General features: G+C 40.6%; 21 protein-coding genes. 6 read left to right on the top strand and 15 right to left on the bottom strand.

Annotated features, from left to right (window positions below):
* Positions 1-85: 85 nt before the first annotated feature.
* Positions 86-442, top strand: a complete 357-nt coding sequence (locus ACXAH9_RS04160) for a response regulator (protein WP_474893607.1) — start codon at positions 86-88, stop codon at positions 440-442.
* Between the two features lie 45 nt (positions 443-487).
* Here the strand turns inward: ACXAH9_RS04160 and ACXAH9_RS04155 are convergent, their stop codons facing one another.
* On the bottom strand, positions 488-1,096 hold the full coding sequence (locus ACXAH9_RS04155; protein WP_474893606.1) for a hypothetical protein: 609 nt from the start codon (positions 1,094-1,096) through the stop codon (positions 488-490).
* Between the two features lie 152 nt (positions 1,097-1,248).
* Here ACXAH9_RS04155 and ACXAH9_RS04150 point away from each other — a divergent pair, with 152 nt between their 5' ends.
* Positions 1,249-1,770: a hypothetical protein gene (locus ACXAH9_RS04150; RefSeq protein ID WP_474893605.1), complete on the top strand. Its 522-nt coding sequence runs from the start codon at positions 1,249-1,251 to the stop codon at positions 1,768-1,770.
* Between the two features lie 2 nt (positions 1,771-1,772).
* Here ACXAH9_RS04150 and ACXAH9_RS04145 read toward each other — a convergent pair whose 3' ends face one another.
* Positions 1,773-2,438 carry an FAD-binding oxidoreductase gene (locus ACXAH9_RS04145; RefSeq protein WP_474893604.1) on the bottom strand — a complete coding sequence of 222 codons (666 nt, stop codon included), beginning with the start codon at positions 2,436-2,438 and terminating at the stop codon, positions 1,773-1,775.
* A gap of 75 nt (positions 2,439-2,513) precedes the next feature.
* On the opposite strand from ACXAH9_RS04145, the gene ACXAH9_RS04140 reads away from it, so the two are divergent.
* Complete coding sequence (locus tag ACXAH9_RS04140) at positions 2,514-3,209, top strand: metallophosphoesterase (protein WP_474893603.1); 696 nt, start codon at positions 2,514-2,516, stop codon at positions 3,207-3,209.
* A gap of 2 nt (positions 3,210-3,211) precedes the next feature.
* On the opposite strand, the gene ACXAH9_RS04135 is transcribed toward ACXAH9_RS04140, so the two are convergent.
* From ACXAH9_RS04135 to ACXAH9_RS04105, 7 genes are all read right to left on the bottom strand, one after another.
* Positions 3,212-3,766, bottom strand: a complete 555-nt coding sequence (locus tag ACXAH9_RS04135; protein ID WP_474893602.1) for a hypothetical protein — start codon at positions 3,764-3,766, stop codon at positions 3,212-3,214.
* A 126-nt stretch (positions 3,767-3,892) separates the two neighbouring features.
* Positions 3,893-4,081, bottom strand: coding sequence for a hypothetical protein (locus ACXAH9_RS04130; protein WP_474893601.1), 189 nt, complete (start codon positions 4,079-4,081; stop codon positions 3,893-3,895).
* A 93-nt stretch (positions 4,082-4,174) separates the two neighbouring features.
* Positions 4,175-5,881, bottom strand: coding sequence for a SulP family inorganic anion transporter (locus ACXAH9_RS04125; RefSeq protein WP_474893600.1), 1,707 nt, complete (start codon positions 5,879-5,881; stop codon positions 4,175-4,177).
* Positions 5,882-5,982: 101 nt separating this feature from the next.
* On the bottom strand, positions 5,983-6,309 hold the full coding sequence (locus tag ACXAH9_RS04120; protein ID WP_474893599.1) for a hypothetical protein: 327 nt from the start codon (positions 6,307-6,309) through the stop codon (positions 5,983-5,985).
* A gap of 227 nt (positions 6,310-6,536) precedes the next feature.
* The gene (locus ACXAH9_RS04115) at positions 6,537-6,905 is read right to left on the bottom strand and encodes a LytR/AlgR family response regulator transcription factor (RefSeq protein ID WP_474893598.1); all 369 of its coding nucleotides are present in this window, start codon (positions 6,903-6,905) and stop codon (positions 6,537-6,539) included.
* A gap of 77 nt (positions 6,906-6,982) precedes the next feature.
* A complete protein-coding gene (locus ACXAH9_RS04110) occupies positions 6,983-7,405 on the bottom strand; it encodes a SiaC family regulatory phosphoprotein (protein ID WP_474893597.1) in 423 nt (140 codons plus the stop codon).
* A gap of 40 nt (positions 7,406-7,445) precedes the next feature.
* Positions 7,446-7,907 (bottom strand): hypothetical protein, encoded by a 462-nt coding sequence (locus ACXAH9_RS04105; protein ID WP_474893596.1) that lies wholly within the window; start codon positions 7,905-7,907, stop codon positions 7,446-7,448.
* Between the two features lie 310 nt (positions 7,908-8,217).
* On the opposite strand from ACXAH9_RS04105, the gene ACXAH9_RS04100 reads away from it, so the two are divergent.
* The 3 genes from ACXAH9_RS04100 to ACXAH9_RS04090 are packed head-to-tail and all read left to right on the top strand — an operon-like array spanning position 8,218 to position 15,685.
* A complete protein-coding gene (locus ACXAH9_RS04100; RefSeq protein WP_474893595.1) occupies positions 8,218-12,606 on the top strand; it encodes a tandem-95 repeat protein in 4,389 nt (1,462 codons plus the stop codon).
* Positions 12,607-13,518 carry a PorP/SprF family type IX secretion system membrane protein gene (locus ACXAH9_RS04095; RefSeq protein WP_474893594.1) on the top strand — a complete coding sequence of 304 codons (912 nt, stop codon included), beginning with the start codon at positions 12,607-12,609 and terminating at the stop codon, positions 13,516-13,518.
* A gap of 1 nt (position 13,519) precedes the next feature.
* Positions 13,520-15,685 carry a carboxypeptidase regulatory-like domain-containing protein gene (locus tag ACXAH9_RS04090; protein WP_474893593.1) on the top strand — a complete coding sequence of 722 codons (2,166 nt, stop codon included), beginning with the start codon at positions 13,520-13,522 and terminating at the stop codon, positions 15,683-15,685.
* Between the two features lie 213 nt (positions 15,686-15,898).
* Here ACXAH9_RS04090 and ACXAH9_RS04085 read toward each other — a convergent pair whose 3' ends face one another.
* From ACXAH9_RS04085 to ACXAH9_RS04060, 6 genes are all read right to left on the bottom strand, one after another.
* Positions 15,899-16,657, bottom strand: coding sequence for a sterol desaturase family protein (locus tag ACXAH9_RS04085; RefSeq protein ID WP_474893592.1), 759 nt, complete (start codon positions 16,655-16,657; stop codon positions 15,899-15,901).
* 130 nt (positions 16,658-16,787) lie between these two features.
* Positions 16,788-18,536 (bottom strand): PAS domain-containing sensor histidine kinase, encoded by a 1,749-nt coding sequence (locus ACXAH9_RS04080; protein WP_474893591.1) that lies wholly within the window; start codon positions 18,534-18,536, stop codon positions 16,788-16,790.
* Positions 18,537-18,559: 23 nt separating this feature from the next.
* Positions 18,560-19,072, bottom strand: coding sequence for a hypothetical protein (locus ACXAH9_RS04075; protein WP_474893590.1), 513 nt, complete (start codon positions 19,070-19,072; stop codon positions 18,560-18,562).
* A 120-nt stretch (positions 19,073-19,192) separates the two neighbouring features.
* Positions 19,193-22,921 carry a sigma 54-interacting transcriptional regulator gene (locus tag ACXAH9_RS04070; RefSeq protein WP_474893589.1) on the bottom strand — a complete coding sequence of 1,243 codons (3,729 nt, stop codon included), beginning with the start codon at positions 22,919-22,921 and terminating at the stop codon, positions 19,193-19,195.
* A 50-nt stretch (positions 22,922-22,971) separates the two neighbouring features.
* The gene (locus ACXAH9_RS04065; RefSeq protein ID WP_474893588.1) at positions 22,972-23,610 is read right to left on the bottom strand and encodes a response regulator; all 639 of its coding nucleotides are present in this window, start codon (positions 23,608-23,610) and stop codon (positions 22,972-22,974) included.
* Between the two features lie 11 nt (positions 23,611-23,621).
* Positions 23,622-25,391, bottom strand: a complete 1,770-nt coding sequence (locus tag ACXAH9_RS04060) for a PAS domain-containing sensor histidine kinase (RefSeq protein ID WP_474893587.1) — start codon at positions 25,389-25,391, stop codon at positions 23,622-23,624.
* Between the last annotated feature and the right edge of the window lie 24 nt (positions 25,392-25,415).

The raw sequence follows: 25,415 nt of genomic DNA, 5'->3' as shown, positions 1-25,415 counted from the left end.
CGAAATGAAAATGATTGCTTTTCAAACTATATTAATATTCCTTTAATTTGTCTATGTCAATCAGTGTTTAATAATGAAGCAAAGCATGCCTAAAGTAGTCTATTTAGATGACGAGGAAATCAACCTCCTCCTATTCAAGGAAATGTTCAAAAAAGATTTTGACGTTTTCACAACTACCTTCCCTGAGGAAGCCCTTGAGTTTGTAAAAAACAATCATGTGGAATTTGTATTCACTGATCAGCGTATGCCGATTATGTCAGGAGTAGAATTTCTTAAAGAGATGGAGGAAATGAAAATCTCTGCATCCCCAAAAAAAGTAATGATCTCAGGTTATGCTGCAGAAGGTGAAGTGGGCGAAGCAATTCGAACAAACCTGATCGACCGATTCATAGACAAGCCCTGGACCTATGACGGACTGAAGTCTGCAATAAGTACGATCTAGATTAATTCACATAACTCAAAACAGTTCGTTTTTTCATTACATCTATCATTCAATCAGGTGCTGTTTGGTAATATGCTTCACGGCATTATCAATAAACTCCTTCTTGAATTCATGATTCTCAGCTGGGTTTAAAATAACACTCGAAGCACGCCAGATCACTGTTTCTTCGTTTTCTTCATGTTCTTCCTTCAGGTTGTAAAGTGTTGCAATCATAAAGTACTTATCAGGCCGCTCATAGTAATTGGCATTGTAGGTATGAAATGACCTTCGTCTGAAATACATCTTTTTGAATTTACTGTAATCCTCAGGCATCATATATTCGTCATCGTTCTCATGGAGTACTTTAATGACTAGAACAGCGTCTACCTTATTCTTTACAATCAGTGTTGAAATACTATCCTGATTATGATCTAACTCTGTCACTTCCTGAGGGAAAATATTCAGTCCTTTTACTGCGTGAAATCCGACCTTTTCAAGTTCCATTGCAGCCTCTTCTTCATAGAACTTTCTGGTGTCAAGGTCGTGCGAAAGCCCTACTACAACCAGCTTATTAAAATGAACACTTTCATAGGGGATGCGCTTCCACTCGTCATCAAAATCTGACGAACATGAAAAGATAAATAATGCAAGGAGAAGGGGTGACAGGCGGTTCATTCTAGTGCAATAATATAATAATACAAATAATTAATTGAATGATAATTATAAAAAAGTTAATTACCATGCATTAGATGGAGAATGAAAACCTTATTTAAAACGCCTTTTTCTACAAATCTGGTTTTAGTATCTTGAGTCAAATATCACCTGCAATGAAATATTTAACTTTTGTACTGTCATTTTGCCTAAGTTTTAGTGTCTTATCTCAGAAAAAGGCTGAGGTAGATATTGTCACTGTGATTGATGATCTCACTGTGAGATGGGATGAGACCGCCATCAAAATGAAGAACTACCAGGGAATACAGGAGTTCTGTTTGACAAAGGATTTTCGTAAATCAACGATCAACTTATTAGATAACATTCACCATTGGGATACCACGCTCTATTTCATCGTTCAGGAAAAATTTGATACAAACAAGGACAAGGAAGCCGCCGCGACCTTACGAGATATTGAAAAGTTAGAGATGGAATACTCTACCGCTAATTTCAAAAAGTTCATTACTGATGAATGTGAAATGCTAAAGATCATTCAGGATTCGTTTGGTCAGGAGACTGTGAAGCAATATGAAAAAGACATCCGCAAGTTTGAAAAAGAGCTCATTAAATACCTAAATAGCATCACCTATAGAATTGATATCATAGATGAGCATATACATCACCTGAATTTTGAGTAGAGCTACTTTTCAAAGACCAAAGCGTCTGCATTTGCGCCTAATTTCTCTAATAGTTCGTTGATGTCTTTTACCATTTTATCAGGGCCGCATACATAAAAATGTTGAGAGTAATCATTGATGTTTTCTTTCAGGAATTCCATATCTATCCTTCCGTGTTTATGACCTTCCAGCTTTACCCTGGTCAAAACAGAAGTAAAATCATCTTGAAGCATCTCCTCAAGGTCAGCTTCCAGTATCACATCCTTGCCGCTCTTATTGGAGAAGATGAGCTTATTCCCCGTCAGTGATCCTTTATTTTCTAAGTCCCGTAGAATGGAAATGAAAGGGGTGATACCAGCACCTCCGGCTATGAAGGTACCTCGTCCTTTGTATTCAATAGCTCCCCATGCATCTCCAATGATCAGTGAATTTCCGACAACCAGACCATCAATTGCATTGGTTACTCCGTTGTGATCCCGATAGGATTTTATGACAAATTCCAAGTGATCATCTTCAGGTGAGGAGGTGAATGTGAAAGGCCTTTTCTTATCCTCAAATCCGGGCAGATCAATTGCTACTTCGGTAGCCTGGCCTGGTTTAAAGTGATAATCGTCTGGTTTTTTAGTTGTAATTCGCTTCACATCATGTGTCAGTGAAAATATATCTATAATCTCTACTTTGTGATCCATAATCTTATTGGTTACATTCAAATAAGGAGATTTGGACAGAAATTGTTTCGAATCAGGTAGCTGAATCATAATGCAATGAATAAACGGACATTGGTTATGGGGGACATTCACGGCAATAATAAAGCCCTGAAACAATGTCTGGATCGATGTGATTTCGACAGGGAAAACGACACATTGATCCAACTGGGAGATGTTTGTGATCGGCATCCGGATACATGTGAAGTGGTGGAACTAGTATCAGAGATTCCTAACCTTATCGCCGTTCGAGGCAATCATGATCCTTGGCTTGAAGCATGGCTGGATACCGGAGAAGCGCCTGCTGGATGGGCTGAAAATGGAGGAATTGCATCCATCCAGTCATACATAGAAACTGGTAATCAAATTAGCAGATCCAAACACCTTTCTTTTCTCAGGAACCAAAAAGACTATTATATCGATAATAAAAACCGGCTATTTATTCATGCCGGTTTCACCAACCCGAAAGGGCCGGAATACGAAAATCCGGCTTCCCGATGTTATTGGGACCGCAGCTTATGGTTGGAAGCGATACAAGGACGATTAACGGGCCTACAGCCTGAACGGTTCAAGATCTTCGATGAGATCTTTATCGGCCATACACCCACAATCAACTGGCTGGCGGATACTCCTATGCAGGCATTTAATGTCTGGAATCTAGATACGGGAGCTGGCTGGGATGGAAAGCTCACCATTATGGATATAGAAACCAAAGAGTACTGGCAATCTGATTCATCCAGTACCCTCTATAATTGATTCTATTTGGGTCGTTTCGTATACCCTGGTGTGCCAAGCTTAGAATCTGAGAGCTCAAAATATGCTTTCACTTCATCATAATTAGAATAGTCCACTCCTCCTCTTCCACCATATTGAGCCGGCACTACCACAACCCTCGCAATCCAATTGTCAGTATAAATAGCTCCTAGCTCATCGAAGTTTATGTTTCCGTCAAGAAAAACACTTGCATCATATTTAGTGAAATCATAGTTATATTCAAGAACTCCACCACTGAAATACATGGTCTGAGGAAGTGATCGCCAGACTTCTACACCATTTTCGGTCACTTCCCATAAGAAGTAAACGAGCATCACATCAGAGTCTAGCATGACAAAATCATCTGGCAGTAATAGCAGCTCACTATAATCAGGTGCCGTAAAACTGAATTCGTATTCAAATACATACCCCTCTTCTCCATCCACACCATCGTTCCCATCTCTTCCATCATAACCTCTGGGGCCCCTTGGTCCTTCATCAAAATAACAACTCGATAGTCCGATCAAGGCAGACAATAATAGTATCAGTAGTCCTTTCATGGCTGTTCATTTTTAGTTTAACATCTCGACCTTTTGAAGGGGATATAGGAAAAATGATGCCAGAATTCAGTGAGATGATGAATGAGCCAGCGTGAAAACCTATGAAAAAATTCCTGAAATCGCCTTTTATTTATGCTTATGCGCAGAAATGAGATGTTGTAATTTTTCTACTTCTGCCTGCTTTTTGGTGAGTCTTTCCCTTTCATCACTGAGTGGTTCTCCTTTGAAGTCATCCAGTTGAAGTGAAAGCTTATACATCTGTTCCTCCAGAGCTTCCAGAAGAATGGATTGATACTTATCGTCTATTTCGATCATGATTGAGGCCTTCAATTACATCAGTAAGTTAAGGATTTGATAAGTATGTAAAAAGGCTGACTCCCAATCTGAGAGTCAGCACTCAATTGTGTGCTACACCGCATATGTAGATTTATATGCTTCTGGATGCTCAATACTTAATCCCTCATCCGGGTCCAGACTGGAGTGGTGTGAAGTGATTCTTCCATCTTTGATCACAAAAGAAAACCGTAGTTTATTTCGTTTTTCAAATCCGCCTGAGTTCCAAATCAACTCATATACTCCACTATCTACTTTGAGGCCATCTACACTTAGGGTCACCACATCTATCGGGGTGACTTTCACATCATCCTTCTCAAACAAGTCATGAAATAGATCTTTCACCTCATTTCTATTTTTCCTGATTCGAGAAGAAAAAGCCGGTATCATCATGGCATCATCAGCATAGAGGGCCATCAACTTTTCTATGTCGTGTTTATTGATGGCTGCTACCCATTTATTCAAAACAGGCACATTCGGTTCCTGTACCATATCTGCAATTTCCAACTCGATGTTAGCATCCGGCTTAAAGGTCTCACGAAACTCTAACCAGATATCTGATGTGGACTTTCCTAACCTTCGCATAAATACGATCTGAATGCCTGCATGAACACCAAGTAGAAGGAGTAGTCCCTCAAATATGCCGAGCTCAAACACCAGCAAACCACAAACAGCTGCCATGATCAAGGCATATCTTCCCTCCGATCTTACGTTGGAAATATTCGCAATCATCTTCCACCCGGAATAAACCATGATGATTCCAAGCGCGTATTCCGGCAAGTGAGCAAGTATGGAGGGGAACAGTACCACCAGCAATAAGACGATTGATGTAAATAAGTTGGAAAGCTTGGTGACTGCCCCAGCTACCGTATTGGTAGTGCTTTTAGCCAGTCCATCCAGATTCGTCATCCCTCCGAAGAGGGTTGCTCCCATGTTGGCAATCCAAATCGGAAGCAAACCATTATTGGTATCTGCCTTTCGTTTGTAGGGATCCATTTTTTCTATCGCCACATGACTCATTACCTGCTCAATGATATCAATCGTCCCCAGCATGAGTGCAAAACCAAGCATTTTTAAGAGCATCCAAAGCGTCTCCTGCTGATTCATACCATCCAGATGTGGCAAAGGAGCCTGTATTTGAAATGGAATGGAATCAATGGCCACCTTAGGAAGAGGTAGAATGAAGCTAAGAATAAAGCTGGTGACCATTATCACGAAATAAGGTAATGCTGGCATACGTTTTTTGTAGTATTTGTATAATGTGACAAACAAAGCAAAGGAAACAATGCTTAGCGCTATTACCATTTCTCGTTCCCAATTGAGCCAAGTGTCCGTTTCGTGCTCTATGTCATAAAGAAAAGGCACGAATTTAAGCGCTATCTTAAGCCCTACCCCTGCCAATAAACCCTCTACCAGGTAATGAGGCACCACTCTTAGGATATATTTTTCCCATTTGAACTTCCAAACTGCTGCCTGGAAGAGAGCTGTAAGTGCAATCACAAATGGCATATTTTCCATTCCAAAGGTGCTGACACCTAAAGCCAGAGCCGGTGCAAGTCCTGCTGCCACCCCTGGCATACCTGTGTAATTGCCTGGTCGTACCAAGTAAGTAACAAAGCTGATTACTCCTGCAAAAATGACGGTATATAAACCCGTCATGATTGGATAGTCTGACATCAGGCAGATACCCACTGTCAATGGTACAGCCATAACTCCTGTTACTGTACCAGCAAGTGCATCACGCTTTAAATGCGCGAATATATTTTTCGTTTGTTGATTCATTTTTCTGTTAATTCTTTTTTGATGAAAAGGATATGAGTGTTGGCTCTGACACCAGGGGGTGAGAGCAACAGATCAGTTTTTCAGCTAATAGCTGAATTGAACTAACAGAATGGAATTTTGAGACTACAGAGCACAATAAATAGTGATCGACTCAGGTAGCCAGCACGTGGCTGCTTAATTAAATCGCTATCTAATGTGTTTGATAAGAACTGAAAGGTAAACGGAGCTACTGCCGATAGGTCAAGGCATCCGAGTAGAAGAACAAACTCCTTCTCTCCTTCTTTTTCCTTTACTTCTTCCTTAAGCTCTCGTTCTTCTTTGGTTTCTTCTGCCTGCTCACCTGAAAGTAAAAGGCTTACCTCCGAAATGGTGATGAATGCCATCAATATGATGGCGATATAGTTCAGCATATGTTCTTTACGAAACATAATTTGGCAGGATGAAAGAGGTGAATTTAGCTATTTTGCCCTTCGGATCAAATCATTTTCGATCAACCCCCTGCTTTTCAAAGCTCAACAAATAAAAAAGGCCCATTCTGGTAAAGAATGAGCCAAGGTTTCGCTTATTTAAGATTTGCACTCGAATATTTAAAGAGAGGAAAAAAGAGTGACTCACCTCTGAGCCACCCTTGTACTAACCACCAAAAAACACATGCCTATTTCACCCAGGGTATAAGAGAAAGCAACTCTTGCTTGTTGTTTCTGCTTATTGGGATGTGAGCTTCATCAATCTTCACATGGGAAGATGACAGGCTCTCAATTTTGTCTAATCGGATTATGTATGATTTGTGAACCCGGTAAAAATCCGATGAAGGTAGGATCTTCTGAAGATTCTTCATGGTAATGTGTACCGTATGACTCTTCTCCTTGCACTTTACCATCATGTAGTCGCCGTATCCTTTGATATATTCAATACTGCTCAAAGAAACGCGTTGAATTTGTCTGCCTACATTCAGGAAGATGCTTCCTTCAAATTGATCAATCTGATCTTTTATATTTGGTGTTTCTGTTTTTAGTACTTGCATAGTGGTGGTCATTTAGTTCTCTTTTATGTTTTTTGATTCAATATTTTATGAAAGGATATTGCTATTGAATAGATGGGTTATGCTTCAGTAATCTGAAAATTGAATGCACACATGCTAGACATGTCCAGTCCTGTTGCAATCATCTCTTGGCTATAGTCTCTTGATGAACAACTCCAGAAAATCTTCACACATTTTCCAGCTGCATGAGCTTTGTTTAACCGTTTGATAATCTTAAAAAGATATCCGGCTGAAGAGGTGTTTATTATTTCTAATTTGAAATAGACCTTTAGATCATCATTCTTTACCAGGTGCGAATCAATATCTGTTAATAATTGAATGTATTTCTCTCCCGTGTCATCCGTAACACTCCACCCCACTGCAGTGATCAGGTTTAGAGACTCTAAGTATCGAACATTAAATACTTTCAGGTCGCTTTTTACTACTCTCAGCGGAGATACTTCTTCCTGGTAATTGTGGGTTATTTTCGGCTGTGCGCTCATAATCAATTAGATTTTAAAAGTTCTTTTGGACTGTTTTGATTTAAAATGAAAGTGCAACGGATGCTTGTAGAGTAGGTCGGAAGGCTCTAGAGCCTACGCCCATACCAATACTGATGTGCTCCATTAGCTGATAGTCTGCCAATACAGATGGAGTTATCACGAAGTTTTCGCCATTAGACATCCCTGTACGCACGTTAGCTTTAACTACAAATTGCTCTCGTGAAACAATAGGTACTGCGAAGTATACCCCTGCAAATTCCTTCTCATATACATGTGGTAGTGCTTCCAGCTCCTCTTCTGTCATCATGAATGATTCCATCAAAGAGGCTTCCTGGAAGAATGCTCCGTATTCCCATTTAAACCGGTTCTCAAATCCAATCGCCGTTCCAGTTTTGGGGCTCATATGAGTCTTCTCTATATAAGTTCTCACGATTACTTTCTGAGCAGTAGCTGTTCCTAATGCTGCGATAAATAGTAGCGGTAATAACAATAGCTTTTTCATTTTCTTTTGTGTTTTTGTTTGTTTGATAATTCAAAAGTCAGAAAAAGCCACCCCCTATATGAGAGTGATTTTCGGGTTTAAAAAGATTCAGAATTTCTCGCAGAAAAGTCCGTGAGATGCGTATCGGGGAAGCACTTAGGCCTCTACGAGAATCACGCAACGGGAAATACGGAGGGTGTAATAAGGGATTTTTAACAGTAAAAGCACGCTCATTATTGATTATTGAGAAAAGCTCAAAGTCGACTAAAACTGTCGATTAAAAGATAGTGAATGTTCACAAACTCCTAACATTCAGCTACTTATTAACAAAATGCTTATATTTAATGAAGCCATTACTACTACCATGCTTACTTTTCGCCAGATATTTATCAGTTTATTTGTGCTGATTTCTTCTTCGCTTTTAGCCCAGCGAGGATTAATCATTGATCCTGCTAATACCAGTGTCATGGATCCCAATGGAGATAGCTATGTTTCCCTAGATAACACTGGTTTCTCTAACGACGGCTGGTACGTGGATGAATTTGAGATCCCAATGTTTCCAATCCCTGTATTTGGCGATGGGGACACTTCCAATGACACCCAGGCCGGCCCCTCTTGCGGCACCACAGACTTGACCGTTGACTCAACGGGGGTTTCTGCTTACGCTGCACTAGACCCTAGCAACAATCTAATCATTCGAATGAGACTGGCTGATGAGCACCCGAGCGTAGAAGCATATACGGTACTCATAGATACAGATGGTGAAATAGGCACTGGTGACCCAAACTACAACGAAACCAATGCGGGATTTGAAATTGATATTACATTAATTAAGAGCAACTCCAAAGGTGTATATGTCTATGATATCGATGGCCTTGACAGCTGCCCCACACCGGTATTGCAATACAACATCAACAGTAATTTTCAAGTGTCGATAGCAGACGAAGTAAGCTGTGGCGATGAGGATTATTTCTACGATTTCTTTGTCCCTTTCGCCGATCTAACGGCAGAGTTTGGCATCACTGTGGATAGTGAGCTCCAGTTTGTTGTTGTAACCAACATATCCGGGACCTGTGCCATGGCAGGAAAGATATCCGATATCGGAGGAGTAGATGACACACAATATGATGGCTGTATTTCATGCGCTTTTGAGGATTTGGCGTCTAACCAATGTCCGGTTCCCTTTAGCGAGCTCCAAGATGGTGGAAGTGGATTTGCCTCCGGATCAACGCCAGAACCGGAACTAGAGATACCATTAAAAGAAGGAGACATTATTATCAGTGGAATGGCTGATCCTGAAGGTGAAGTTTATATTGATGTATATGATCTAAATGACAATTTGGTTGAATCCGACACTTCACAAGTGGCCGCAGACAGTCTATGGAGTGTTACACTAGCAGCTCCACTTAATCAGGGCGACTCAGTGGTAGCTGTAGCACAAATTGCAGGTAATTGTGATTCACAAGCTTCCGGATCTCAGGTCAGCTTCGCAGTTGTTGTCTTAAACACCAAGCCATCTATCAATGGAACATCTACAGCACTGATCTACACTGAAAATGATGGAGCTATACCAATAGATCCTGCTCTTACCGCCAGTGACAATGAAGATCTTGATTTTGTTTACTCTACCATTCAAATTTCGAATGGTTATGAATCAACCGAAGATGCATTGAGTTTTACCGACCAACTGGGATTGATCGGAAGCTATGATGCACCCTCTGCTACCCTGACTATCACAGGGGACGCTACTATCAACGACTACAACACTGCCTTTCAAAGTGTTGCTTATACCAATAGCAGTGAAGACCCGGTGGAATCTACCCGCACAGTAACTTTCATAATTAATGACGGAACAGAAGATAGTGATCCTTTTTCCAGAGACATTACTGTTTCCAAGGTTAATGATTCTCCCGTACTTAATGGCACATCAGGTTCTACAGAGTATACAACTGAAACTCCACCATTCATCGTTAATTCCTCTTTTTCAATTACAGATGTAGACAACACACAAATTGCTTCTGCAGCAATATCCGTGGTTCAATCCAGTAATAATTCTTTTGTAGATGGAGATGAGCTGATTTTTGTTGATCAATCCGGGATCACCGGGTCATACACTGGCTCGACCGGAGTTTTAAATTTAAGCGGATCAGCTACTTTGGCACAATATGCAACAGCCATCAATAGTGTGGAATATGAATATAATCCACCGGGGGCAGCAAACGAAAATACCAGAAGAATCACGTTTAGCGTCTCGGATGGTTCAAATACAAGCAACTTCATCAACCATTTTATAACCTTTGCTACAAGTACCAACTTCCCTCCTGAAATAATTGAAGTGAATGGTGAGCCTGTTATTGGTGCGGTGGATGTAACTACAAATGAGGACACTTCGATTGAAGTTTGCCTGACAGTAAATGATCCGGATGGCGACCTGGTAACTGTAACGATAATCACACCTCCCACAAATGGAACGACTGGAACTATCACTGAGTCTGGAGGCATATTTTGCTTTGATTACACACCCGATGCTGACTTTGATGGTTCAGAAACCATCGTTTTAGAAGCTTGTGACGCTCTGGGTGAATGTAATACAACCAATGTCACCATCAATATTGATGTTTTGCCTGTCAATGATCCCCCGGTCATAGCACCGTCTAACGAAACAGCCAATGAGAAGACCACTACGCAATTATGCATTAACCCTACAGATATTACTGATGTTGAGGGAGATACTCATGAGTTTACATCTGGTATATCAGCAAATGGAGCAACAATAGAAGATGGTGCCGCTAATGATTTATGTTTTGATTACACGCCACCAACGGGCTTTATAGGTACCGATCAAGTAGAGGTAACCATCTGTGACAGCAATGATGCGTCAGTATGTTCTACCACTACGGTTGAGGTTGAGGTGTTAAGTGTGAATGATAGCCCGGTCATTCTGGTCAATGGTGTAAGCTCCGAAACGATGACGGTTGAAACAATCGAAGATTCTGTAAAGGTTTTTTGCTTTGCAGTCATCGATGTAGACGGAGACAATGTCAATACACTTTCAATTAATAATATTTCCGGAAATGGGACGCTTATAGCGGATGCAACCGAATTTTGTTATGAATACACACCTGTCCCTGATGAAAATGGAATCCCTTCTGTATGGGAAGTCACTATTGAAGATGATGGTACTGGCAATCTGACCGATATGGTCACCATCACGCTTAACATTTCACCTATAAATGATTTTCCAACCTTAGATCCAATCACTGATCCACTCGCCATTCCGGAAGATGATGTACAACAAATCATTGGCATATCTGGAATCACCGCCGGTGGAGGTGAAAATCAAACGCTTACGGTAACCGCCTCTTCTGATAATCCTACATTGATCCCGAATCCAACGGTTAACTACACAAGTTCCAATACAACAGGCTCATTAGCCTATGCACCATTCGCCGATCAATTTGGCACTGCAACCATTACTGTAACTGTTGATGATGGAGAAACAACCAACAATACTGCCACTCAAACTTTCATAGTTACAGTATCACCGGTCAATGATCCACCTATCATTGATGATATAATATATGAGGTAGATGAAGAGGTTGCTACTGAAATATGTGTGTCTGTTTCTGATATTGAAAATGATCTGCACGAACTTGGTGCTGTTTCCATCACCTCAGAAAATGCTACAATTACGGATAATATCGATGGTGACCTTTGTTTCACCTACACGGGTTATGTTGATTTTGTTGGACAGGATCAGGTTGAAATCACCGTGTGTGATTCAAGCGATGGTTCCGTATGTACCACTTCTGCGATCACTATAGATGTACTGGATGTAAATGAGCCACCGGAAATCATTATCAACACGCTACCATCAACCAGTCATTCCGTTAACACTCTGGAAGATGAACCGCTGGAGTTCAGTTTTGAAGTGACAGATCCCGAGGGAGATGTCGTAACTACCACTGGGTTAAACAGCCTCAGTGGCAATGGAGAACTGATCGAAATTGGAACATTTACCTATCAATTCATTCCTGATCAAAATTATAACGGAAACTCTGTCTGGGAAATAGAAATCTGTGATGATGGCACACCCCAGCTATGTGGTGCTTTGCAATTAACTATCCGTATCTTTCCTGTGAATGATACCCCTATAGCAATAGCAGATACTCTTTATGTATTGAGAAAAGAAAAAGGTACTATTAATGTACTAGAAAATGATCTGGACATTGAAAATGACCCACTTACCCTGGACTTGACCCTGCATGAGAATCCAACGGGTGGATCAGTAGAAGTATCATCGGATGGGATCCTCTCTTATACATCAGATGCCACATTCCGTGGAGAAGACCGATTAATGTATACCGTCATAGATAATGGATCTCCACCAGAATCGGCTGTTGGCACAGTGATTATACTCGTAGATGACAATCCTTTCACGGTATATCAAACGATATCACCTAATGGAGATGGATTCAACGATTACTGGCACATTGAAGGGATCGATTTTTACCCAAATAACACCGTACGTCTTTATGACCGTAACAATAACCTCGTCTTTGAAATAGAAGGGTACAACAATAACGATCGAGCCTGGACTGGACGATCAAATACTAATGGAACGAAAACACTACCGGAAGGAACCTACTTTTATCGAATCTCCGCAGGGGAAAAAGGCACTTTCGGTGGTTTTGTAGTACTAAGAGGCACTGGAAATTAAATGAGAAAAGTCTTAGCCTGTATTTTCCTCGCCTTAGTGACCGCTACTGCTGCTCAACAAACGGCCAGCTTCGCTCAGTATATGTTTAATCCGATAGCAATCAATCCGGCCTACGCAGGATCCCATAATCTGCTTAGTGCCTCATTCATCACACGCTTTCAAAACATTGGTCTGGAGGGGGCTCCCAGCACACAGACTTTCTCTATTCATTCTCCTTTATGGCAAAAGAACATCTCTGGTGGCGCACTTTTTATTAGAGACAAAATTGGCGTGATCAATAATACAGGCATTCATGTTGCTGGAGCGTATCGCATCTTCTTCGATGAGCAAGGTGAACATTCGGTGGCTTTTGGCATGCAGTATGGCATGATCACCTACAGGGCGGATTATACTAACCTGCTCAGCTTATCACCTGATGATCCTTATTTCAATACGGACGTCCAGCAAAGCAGACCAAACATTGGAGCGGGCTTCTTTTACAGAAACAAAAATTACTTTGCAGGTATATCCATGCCGCACATGATGAACAATGTGTTTGACCGGGGTGATAATTTCAGCACCGTGTTTCAATCCATTCCATTCCTCATTCATGGTGGGTATGTATACACCATCAACCCGGTTTTAAGGATTAAGCCTAATTTTTTATTTAAGGTAACCGATGGATCTGTTTCAGATATTGATTTAAATGCCAGCATACAGTTTGATGACTTACTATGGGTGGGAGCATCTTACCGATTCCCAGGCATAAACCTGCTTACGGAGATCCGGCTCACTGACCAGCTACTTTTGGGCTATGCCTATGCACTGGAAAAAGGTGAGCTTAGAGAAGTAGGTGTTGGCACACACGAAATATTGTTAAACTTCAGATTCAAGTTTACCAAATACAGACTGGTAAGCCCGAGATATTTTTAATATGAAAAGATCATTCATACATATCATCTTTTTAATGAGCTGTCTGAGTACGTTTTGCCAGAGCAAAAGTGTATTGGATCTTTTTCGGGGAGATCGATTGGTGGCCAATCAATACTATGACCAGATGGACTATCGGAATGCTGTCCACTTTTATGAGAAAGTTTTGGATAAGCAACCAGATGATACAGAATCTGAATTCAAAATCGCAAAGTGCTATTTATTCCTGAATGAAACCAAAAACTCTGAAGTGTGGCTCAGAACATTAATGAACGACCCCAATGTCACGCTGGAAATGAAAATTTTGTATGCCGAAGTGCTGAGAAGAAACGGCAAAATTGATCAGGCCAAAAAATGGTATGCGAAAATCCTAACCGAGGATAACAATCCTGAGATCGCTTCCAAACTGGATTTCTTAGTAAATATCGATTTCTATCGTCGTGATTCTGCATATGTAGTAGAACCCCTGCCTATTAATTCCGATCAGTCCGACTTTTCCTATCAGCCATACAGAAATCAAATGATTTTTCTTTCAGCAAGGCAAACCGAAAGATATATCAAGCATCAGCCTGCCAATGCAATCAATGATGATGAAGGCATGCTTCGATATTTTGTAAATGACACCAGTGGTACTCGGCACTTTGTTTACGACGAGGAAGTCAAGCCTTATTATCATGATGGTCCACTCTCTTTCTACAATGGATATAAGCAGGTAGCCTTTACCAGAAATAACCTGAAAGATGCCTCGAAAACCAATAAAGGAGTGAGTAAGGTAAACTTGAAAATATACTTTGCTGACTGCACTCCTGATCAATGGGTCAATATCGAACCTTTTGAATATAATAGCAACAGCTACTCCGTCGGACATCCTACACTTTCGTCTGATGGCTCAATCATGTTTTTCTCATCTACCATGCCGGGAGGATTTGGTGGACCTGATTTGTATGCTTCCTTCAGGGAAGAAAAAGGATGGAGTAAACCGGTTAATCTGGGTCCGCAGATCAATACCTCCGGAGAGGAGCTTTTTCCTGTTCTTTACAATGACACCACGCTCTACTATTCGTCTTCGGGCTTGGGTGGTTTTGGGGGACTCGACATCTTCGAGTCAAGTTTCAAAGAAAATCGTGTATTTAATCCGCGGAATATGGGTACCCCGATCAACTCGATCGCTGATGACTTCTCCATCCATATGGACCCTTCCGGTAGAAAAGGTTACTTCTCCTCTAACCGTTCCGGTGGGAAGGGTCTGGACGATATCTATCGATTTAGCACCACGATGTATGCGGGCGTGGTGCAGGTGGTCACAAAACAAAATGGAAATCCAATACCCGGTGCATTTGTGCAAGTAGAATCTGCATTCAATGACGAATCATGGTCTTCTCTGACCAATGAAGGTGGAGGCTTCCGGATCAATGTTCCTTATGATCAGGATTATTATGTCACGGTGAGTAAAGATGGTCACTCCGATCTTTATAAGGTGCCATTCACCACAAGAGGCTCAAGGATCAACTATGACACGCTGGTTCTGAGTCTATGGGAGCATGACTTGTATGTGAAAGGAAAACTATACAGCAACGAGACCCAGCAGCTTATCTCCGATGTTACAGTGGTGATTGAAAACCTGGACAATGGGGTGACTGATTCTGTCATAACTAAAGAAAATGGCGAGTATTCTTTTGTGCTTGTACCTGACACGCGCTACAAGATCACTGCTAACCATGAAGGTTTCATAGACGATGGTTATTCAATCAATACAAAAAACATATATACCGGCGAATTGCTTAATGATATAGTATTGGAAGAAGTTTATGTCGATAAGGTAGTGGCCTATTTTGGTTTCAATGATGATAAGGTAGACCCAAAGGATTACGCTGATCTAAACCAGCTGGTTCGTACATTAAACAAATACCCTAACGCTATTTTGAATATTGCTGCACATGCAGATGCAAGAGGAACCAAAGCATATAACAAACGGCTCTCAGAAAACCGGCTAAAGCAACTAGTCCGTTATTTCAATAAAAAAGGTATTCCAAAATACCGTATTAACGGACTGGCTTTTGGTGAGGAGTTACCTTTAAATAAATGTAGTAGTGGAGTAGAGTGTGAAGAAGAAGATCACTCCAAAAACAGGCGGGCAGAACTCAAAGTACAGATGCATGCCTATCATTGAAATATATCCGCAGGATTTGGGTGGGTTTAAGATAAAAAAAGAAAACCTCACTCAGAAAAATCCATCCCCTCCTCCACTTCGTAAGTATTACATCTTTTCACTTAGTGATAAGTGTTTTAATGATTGCCGACCCGCTGGCGCGGGTCGGATATAATATTTGGTTGGTGATACGACCCATAGCTGAAAGTTGGCTCCAATGGTGCAGCCAGCTTTTTATTTTACTCCTGTAGCTTTTTCAAACGATTCATCATAATCTTCCCGCATGGTCCCAAACAGGCGATCCCAGATGAGCGTGTATAACCCATAGTTACCATGAAACTTTGCATGATGCTGATTGTGCGCTACTGAAGTATTCACATATCGACCTATACGTGTTTTGTGAAAGCCCCTGGGAAACAATTCATAGCCAAGGTGACCATACACATTATAGATGATCTGAAAAATCATGAAAAGTAAGATGATGAATGGATGGGTAGGAACAGTAAATGCAAAAATCATAATAATGGCTGCCTCGATAAATGCTTCCAGTGGATGGAATGCATATGCCGTCCATGGTGAGGGGTTGGTGGAAAGGTGGTGAATTTTATGTACTGTCTTGAAAAGTTTGGGATGATGCATCAGCCGATGGGCCCAGTAAAAATAAAAATCATGGATGAAAAACATGGGTATAACAGTAAGAAGCCAGTACCAAGTAGGCTTATCTGCCAATGAATCATAAAGCAGATTATAAGGCTTCAAAACGATAAACGTAAATAGTGAAATAAGGGTAAAGAAGAAAACCGTGAGCAGGGAGTACATGAGATCTCGCCAATAATCGGAAGATTTAGGAAAGACTGCCTGTATTCTCCTCATCGAAAACCTGGATCGAAAAAGGATGTAAAATACCAGGAAAGCAACTCCGGCAGCCAGTACGTATCGGATTCCAATACTAAAATAAACCGCCGGAAACATATCTTTTAATTCACCGATCATATTACCCTAAGTTACCAATTATCATAAAAAAAGCCCACCGCTTTCGCGGCAGGCCCTCACCTAATCACTGCCTCCAAAGATAGAGGCAACTCACTATCACTTCAATGATTTACATTTTTTTTTGAGAGGATTAGCTCACAGGTATTTTGACCATAACCCTGGTTCCTTCACCTACTTTGGAATCAATATCAATAAGTCCATTGGATTTTTTCACTCGATGGGTGATGTTCATCAGACCATTACCTAACTCCTCGTTGTTACTTATTTCAAACCCATTTCCATCATCTTCTATCACCATACTCAGTATGCTTCCTTCATGTTTGAGAGAAATATTAAGGTTTTTCGCTTCGCTATATTTGATTGCATTATTTACCGTTTCCTGAACTACCCGAAATACCTGTCGTTTTACAAAACGATCGACACTAGCCTCATTGATATCACAATTGAAGGTGAAGTTCATACCTTCAGGTAAGTAAGAGGTCAGTTTTTCCAGCGCATATCTGAGTGAGATGTCATCAATATGTTTTACTGATATGTTGGTGAGCAATCTTCCTAAATCATCAATTCCTTCATGTAAAAGATCTGTACTTTTTTGAATTATAGGAGCACACGAGTCGCAACTGGATGCTTTGCCCAGATACATGGAAACAGCATTGAGTTTTTGTCCGAGATTATCGTGTAGCTCACGTGCGATTTCATTTCGAGATTCCTCCTGATGCTCAATTCGTGATCTACTTTCTTTCGATTCTCTTGTTACATCCACTAAAGTTCCATAGAATGTATTTCCTGTTTCATCTTTATAATCCGGACGGAACAAAATCTCAAAATACCCTTGATTTTTATCGTTTATATCGTACCTGTGCTCCGCGCGGTACTCTTTTTTGTTCTCTATACTTTCATTGATGCCATCCAGGAATATCGTCCTGTCTTCTTGCTTAACCAATCGTACCAGCCTACCCAATGAGATTTGATTAGAATGCGTCCCCAGCATTTTCATCATATTCTTAGAACAGGTCACCAGATCAAGCTCTACATCATATTCGAAACTACCAGAAAGAGTCAACTCCTCTGCCTGCTGCAAAATGTGCTGTGATTTTTCCATTGTAGCAATGGCATCTTTCCGATCTGTCACATTTTTAGCCTGACCTAAAATACCGGTAATCTTTCCATCAATCACAATTGGATTTTTGGTCACTTCCAACCAAATGCGTCTTCCCAAGTCATCAATATAGCTTGTGTCGTATTGCGAGGATACCCCTTTACCAAGAATGGTAATGTCATCCTGATAATAAATCTCACTTTGCTGCATCCAGTCAATTTCTTCATCGGTCTTACCAATAATCTCTGCTTCGCTTCTCTCATATAGTTTGCAAAATGCTGCATTGACACGAACATACCTTCTATCCGTATTCTTTAAAAATACCGGATTGTCCAACCCGTCGAACAAATTATCAAACATCTGGGTAGTCTCCTCCAGTTTTCGAAGGCACTGATCAGCTTGTCTTTTCCATTTCGCCTTAGTTAAAGATTTCTCAATGACCAAGGGGAGCTTTTTCAAAAAAGACTTCTTAACAAAATCATCGGCACCTGCCGCCATTAAGTCAAAGCCAAGCTCCTCTGAGATAGAACCAGATACACTTATTACCGGTATATCTGAGTGTTGTTTAATGTAATTGATTGAACGTAAACCATCATAATCTGTGATGCTGTAATCACAAAGTACAATATCATATTGCTCTAAATTTTCTTCCTTTAATTGCGCCTCCTTATGGATCACACTCATGGTATACTCCACCTCCTTTCGATCCAATACCATTTTCGTTAACTCCACATCATCTGGATTGTCCTCTAACATTAAGATTCTAATCTCCTTTTCCATAACTTCCATTATTGTTTTGCTAGTTAGTGGTTCATTTTCATTGTTTGTTTGGTGTGGTGTGATGGATTGTTTTTATTGGAATACGATTTAAGCCAATCTTTCGCAAGCGTCAGTCCGTGAAAGACCATCGCCAGATACTCGACCTTATTCAGTCGTATGTGCTGTTTCATGAAAATCAAATCGGCCAGGTTATTTACCACATAGGCTTCAACCACGCGATGATTTCTTAAAAGTTCACTCTGACCCCATTTTTTAAGGGCATCAAAACTGAGAACACTTTCGGAAGTTGTTAAATCAATTAAAAAGGGCAGTTTTCTGTCTCCCAGAAAATCGTGCAATACTTTTATGTGTTCTTTAATCATACTGCTGTCTATCATGGGACATCCAGCAGGTATCATGAATTTCGAATGAAGAATCTGATCCTCTGTCACCCAGTGTACGCCTGTCTTCAATTTGATTTGATTCTTTGTTTCAGTCACGTAAATCCAATAGTCAATAGGTGTGCCAGTATTAATTAAAGACAAAAATACCATCATAACTATTTGATAATCAGCAGCATTATTTTACATTAAGCAAAATACTTATTAAAATATTTCCACGACAATCCGTGGGTGAAACCGTTAAATATTTTAGTGATCACGGTATTTCGTGGGGTGTCATCTGGGCCGTTTTATTCCAAACTTTCGCATTCTGTCACGAAGGGTACTTGGTTTGATTTTTAACTGTGCGGCTGCACCGTCTTCACCTTCTACTTTCCAATCACATTCTTTCAGTACTTTTCGGATGTGGTTTTCCATGATTACATCTAGTGAGTTATCATGTTCCCACTTCTCCTGAGTAGAAGTACTATCTACTGCCTCAGGTAGTTCCAGCTTATTATCCGAAGATAAGATCACGGCACGTTCAATTGTATTCTCCAATTCACGTACATTACCTGGCCAGGAATAGTTTCGTAGGTAGTCCATCACAGATTTTGGGACTATCTTAATAGGATTGCCGTGCTTTAATCCAAATTTCACAATAAAATGCTCTACCAGAATAGGTACATCGTCCGGACGGGAACGGAGCGGTGGAATTTCAATTGGAAAAACTTTAAGCCTGAAGTAAAGGTCTTCCCTGAAGCTTCCATTTTTAACAGCCTCCTCCAGATCTTTGTTGGTGGCAGAGATGATCCTTACATCAATTTTCTTTGATTGTGTACTCCCCAGCCGTTCTACCTCACCTTCCTGAAGTACACGCAGGATTTTCACCTGAAGCTCCATCGGCATGTCACCTATTTCATCAAGAAAAATGGTACCTCCATTGGCCAGCTCAAATTTTCCTGGCTTCACCCCAGAAGCACCTGTAAAAGCCCCCTTTTCATGCCCAAATAGCTCACTTTCAATCAAGTCTCTTGGAATAGCTGCTGTATTTACTTTGATCATTGGCTTTTCCGAACGTTTACTTACGTTATGAATGGCACGAGCGATCAATTCTTTACCGGTACCTGTTTCTCCGGTGACCAATACGGTCGCATCTGTTTTAGCAACCTGCTCTACTTTCTTTAGCACGTCCCTAAATGCCTTGCTTTTGAACACCATGTTCTCAAAGTCATTCGCTTGCTTAATCTCCTCTCTGAGATAGACATTCTCCTGCTCCAGCTTATCCTTCAGTTCACTCACTTCATTCAGCGCTTTTTCCACTTCATTGCGTGATTGGACAATAGCGGTAATGTCCCGAGAAGTAGTAAGCAGGTAACTTACTCCATCAGATTCATCCACGGGAGTCACCTTTGTTTCAATGGCGTAATAAAAGTTGTTAACCGTTGTTTCAGAAACATATGTAATTGTTTTCTTATTTTCAATGGCTTCCTTGTACTTCCATAGATGAAAATCGATGGTCTCCTGATCATAACCAACAAACTTTTTAAAGTAGTCTTTTACCTCCATCCCGACCAGATCGCTTTTGGATACTTTTAAACCTGATTTTTTAAAACCCTTTAACGTTTCTTCATTCACACTTTCAATGTGAAATTTCTTACCATCTTGCCGAAAGAGAATCATGAAGTCATTGGCATTGTCATAAATGAGAGATAGCATCTTTTCCCGCTCCTCAATTTCTTTTTTAGCGTCCTTCTCAGCGGTAATATCAATGGCCTGCACTAATATGTTTTCTACTTTTTTCTCACTGTTTTTTATCACACTGTATGATGCCATCGCCCAATGGGTCTTCTTATCCGGACCGTAAAAAGGATCCTCTACGGTAAGTGATTCTCCTGTTTTCTTAGCGAAGAGAACCTGACTTTTGATCTTCTTTTGCCACTCTTTATTACCAGACCAAACTGGTGATTCCCAGAAGCATTTTCCCAAATAATCTTCTCTTTTCAGACCCTGAATTTTTAAAGGAAGGTCATTGATGTGAACTACCTTTCCATCCAGATCTAGTAGTACGGTAAACTGAAACTGTTGATTGAAAACATTCCGATATCGTTCCTCACTTTCTTTTATTGCTCTTTCTGCCTCCACCACTTGTGTAATATCTTGCCCTACGCTTTGATATTCAACAGGGTTACCATTTTCGTCAAAAAAAGCACGGTCCTTCCATTTTTGCCACCCTATGGAGCCATCTGGTAGCAGCACCCTATGGGTGTTCTCACGTGAGGGATTTTCTGGTGTGAGCTGATCAATTACTTGCTTTATCCATTTGCGATCTTCTTTGGAAATCAGATTAAAAAAGCTGGTGCCGATTACCTGATCCTCAGACAATTTATAAAAATCTAAGTAGGCCTTGTTCACAAAAGTCCGAATACCACCGGGCTTCCATCTCACAATCATTTCATCTTGATCCTGAACGATAGATCTGAAAAGGCTTTCACTTTTCTCCAACTCCTTTTTGAATGAAATCTGTGAAGTAATATCCAGGATCACAGAGTCCCAAATCACACTTCCATCCTCTAATTTTTTAGGTTGCCCAATCCCTTGCAACCATCCAAGCGTTCCATCTGCCAGATGCATCCTCCATTCCGCATACCATCTGGTCATATTTGTATATGACTCCTGGATAGAAAGCTTTACTTTTTCTAAGTCATCCTGATGAAACCTTGACCAAACGGAGTTAATATCACCAGTGGCATCCCTCACGTCAATTCCAAGGATTTCACGAATTCCATCACTTACAAATACTAATTCATCGGTAAGGTCTGGGTTAAGTTTATAGCGTAAAACCACTCCTGGTAAGTTGTCAGAGATTGTTTTCAATCGCTCAGCCATTAACTGCTGCTCTCTTTCACTTTCTATGTGGGCGGTAACATCCCTGCCCACACTTTGGTATTCTATGATGCTTCCTTCAGCATCAAAGTAGGCACGATCTGACCATTCCTGCCAAACCATTTTACCACCAGGCATTGGCCTGTGAATAGTGGTTGTTCTTACTGGATTTTCGATGGTGAGGCCATCAATTTTATTGATTATATCTTCCTTTATTGATTTTTCTAAATTCGTGAAAACACTTTTTCCGATCGCTTTCAATGGATCCAAACCAAATGCTTCACAATAGGCTTTGTTTACGAACGTTCGGAGACCATCTGGCTTCCATCTCACAATCATTTCCTTTTGGTCCTGAATGATGGAGTCTAGCAACTCTTCTTTTTCTCTCAGCTTCTCCTCAGACTCTCTTAATGGGGTAATGTCTTGGGTAGTACCCAACATCCGAATGACCTCTCCCTTATCATCGCGGATCATCCGGCTGTGGGCAAGAATATGCTTGACCTTTCCATCAATGACCACACGGTACTCAATTCGATTATGATTGGGACCACCCGGTTTTAGCGACTTCTTAAAATCATCTTGAGTTCGCTGGACATCATCTGGATGGATGATGCCGAAAAAATGCTTATTGAGGTCAATCTTTGAATTAGGATCCAGATGAAAAATTTCATATAGGCGCCTATCCCAGGTTAGTTGGTCTATTTGGGGAAACCAATCGAAGGTACCTATCTCTGCCGATTCCAAGGTAAGTATCAACCGACTTTCGCTTGCGCGCCTGACGATGCGATTCTTATCCTCTTTGTGGATGATCGTACCTCGAACAAGGTTTCGGTCGTACGGAGGGAACCGTATTAGCCTGACCTCACATGGAATTTCATTCCCCTTATTGTCTATATGAATCCAGTCAAAAGAAGGGTTGTCCCCCGCCAGAGCTTCCTGGATCAACTGTCTGCTGTAAGCTTCAGCTTCATGCCCATATACGTTGGCCGGGCTAAGATTTGATGGACTAGTCTTTAATAATTCTTCTCTTGAAATTCCAAATAGCTCAAGTGCCAGATCATTGCAGTCGACAAAATGCCCAACGTCCATATCCATGATCACGACAGGATTCTTAATACTATGAATGATCCGGTTGTCCATCCTATGCATTCCTCAGGAGGAGCTTCTGTTATTATTAATAAATCCTCGTGTTAAACCAAATTTCGTTCAACTGCATACATAACTAGTCCGGCTACATTTTTACAACCGGTTTTCTCAAGTAGATTCCTTTTATGAGTCTCTACTGTGCGTATACTGATAAAAAGTTTATCTGCTATTTCCTGATTAGAGTATTCATTGGCAATGAGTACCAATACCTCTTTTTCCCTATCTGACAATTCTGCCTCTAACGTCAGTCGTTCTTTAGGTTTTCTACCCGCAATGTTTCCAATGATGGTTTTATAAACCTCATCAGAGTAATGATCCTGCCCGTCAAGTACTTTCTTTATTGCTGCGACAAGCTCCCCTTTGTCTGATTTTTTCAAAACATAGCCATTGGCTCCATGTGCAATCATTTTATTGATATAGCCTGCTTCATTGTACATGGAAAGTACTAGAACTTTTTGATCAGGATAATTTTCCTTGATGCTTTTCATAAACTCCAACCCATCCATTTTAGGCATGTTAATGTCTGTAAGGACAATGTCATATTCATTTTCCTTCATTAACTCAAGTGCCTCTAGTCCATTTTCTGCCTCATCTTTGATGATGAATTCCTCATCACCTTCGAAATAAAATCGAATACCGTCTCTGATAATCTGATGATCATCAACTAATAATAGTGTACGCATTTTCTTTTTTTTTAGCTGACTGGCATTTTTACGGTCACCCGCGTGCCTTGTCCTTTTTGTGAATCAATATTAACTAATCCATTGCTGCGCCTTACCCGGTGAGTGATGTTCTGTAGACCATTTCCATTAAGCACCTCCTCAACTGCAAAGCCTTTACCATCGTCTTCTATCTCCAAGCTTAGCACCCCTCCACTTTGCCTTAAGTTCATTTTGACCTCAGATGCTTCGCTATATTTTGCCACATTATTGAGTGCCTCTTGAATAACCCGATAGATTTGAGATTTAACGAAAGGAGATAATTGTTCCTCATCTATCGAATAATTTTTATTCACCTTTATTGGCATAGGCATGTAGCTTATCAGTTTATCAATGGCATAATCAAGGCTGTGCTCTTCTATCTGCTTTACGGAAATATTATTTATAAGATAGCTCAGGTCGTCAATGGTTTCGTGCGTCAACTCCTTTACTTTTTTCAAGTCTTTATTGTCCGGCATTCCATCAGAGATCTTACTAATGAACATGGATATACCGTTCATTTTTTGGCCTAAATTATCATGCAGCTCACGAGCCAACTCTTTACGATCCTGCTCTTGTTTGTTCATGAGATAGATTTGGTTTTCATGTTCTGCGGTGACGTCTACTATCGTACCATAAAATCTTTTGGCCTTTCCGTCTTTATAATCCGGTCTCAACACTACCTTAAAATAACCAACAATTGCCTTATTATTCGGATTAATAATGAATCTGTGTTCATTGTGATATTCTTCATAATTTTCAATGGCTTTATTGATTCCCTCATTGAATATAGTCCTATCCTCTTCTTTGATTAATTGAGCAAATTTTCGGAAAGAGATGGAGTCTCCCTCAATCTGAAGCTTCAAAATATGTTTAAAATGCAAACTACAACTTATCAAATCTAAATCAGAATCATATTCGAAGCTTCCGGAACGCGTAAGCTTTTCGGCCTGACTAAGGATGGATCGTGACTTAATCGCCTCCTCCAACAGCGACTTTTTTGAGGTTATATCCTGACACTTACCCACAATCCCAGTGACCCTATCGTCACTTATGAGTGGGCTTTTAGTTATTTCCAGCGTCTTTAGTACTCCATCTTGATCGTGCTCTACCTCATATGTAAGCGATCGGTTGGAAAGCTTCACATACTCATCTTTTTCCAGCGCCTCAGCAGCGATATCCTCAGGGAAAATGTCACGCTCACGAGAGCCGATAATCTCTGCTTCATGCATTTTCAAAAACTCGCAAAAAGGGCGATTTACTTTGATATACTTACCTTCTTCGTCTTTTAAAAAGATCATATCCTCAAAGCTGTCAAATATGGAGTCGAGGATTAAATTTTTCTCTACCAGCTCTCGTTGAAATCGTTGCTTTTCACGAGCTATAGAAGCCTCTTGTAGCACTCTTTCAATGACTATAGATGTCTTTTTCAGGTTAGATTTTAAGACAAAGTCATTGGCACCCGCCCGAAGCAGGTCTGCTGCTAATTCCTCTCCAACTGTACCAGAGATAAGCACCACCGGCAAGATAGGTTGGCTTGCTCTTACGTATTTAATAGCAGATAAACCGTCATAGTCCTTCAGATTATAATCAGTAATAACCATATCATATGCAGATAAATCTGCAGCATGAAAATCATCCTTTGTGGCAACATCATCAAGTTCCACGCTAAGTCCTGATTTTTTCAATGCTATCCTTAAAAGCTCTACATCATCCTTGCTGTCCTCCAGATGGAGTATTCGTACCTTTTCTTTCCATGTGGTCATGCTGATTCCCTTTAATGTTCCGTC

The sequence above is a fragment of the Ekhidna sp. ABH4_415 genome, assembly GCF_056161305.1.
Note: the sequence above shows the minus strand (reverse complement) of the source record. Positions and strands in the feature narration are given on the sequence as shown.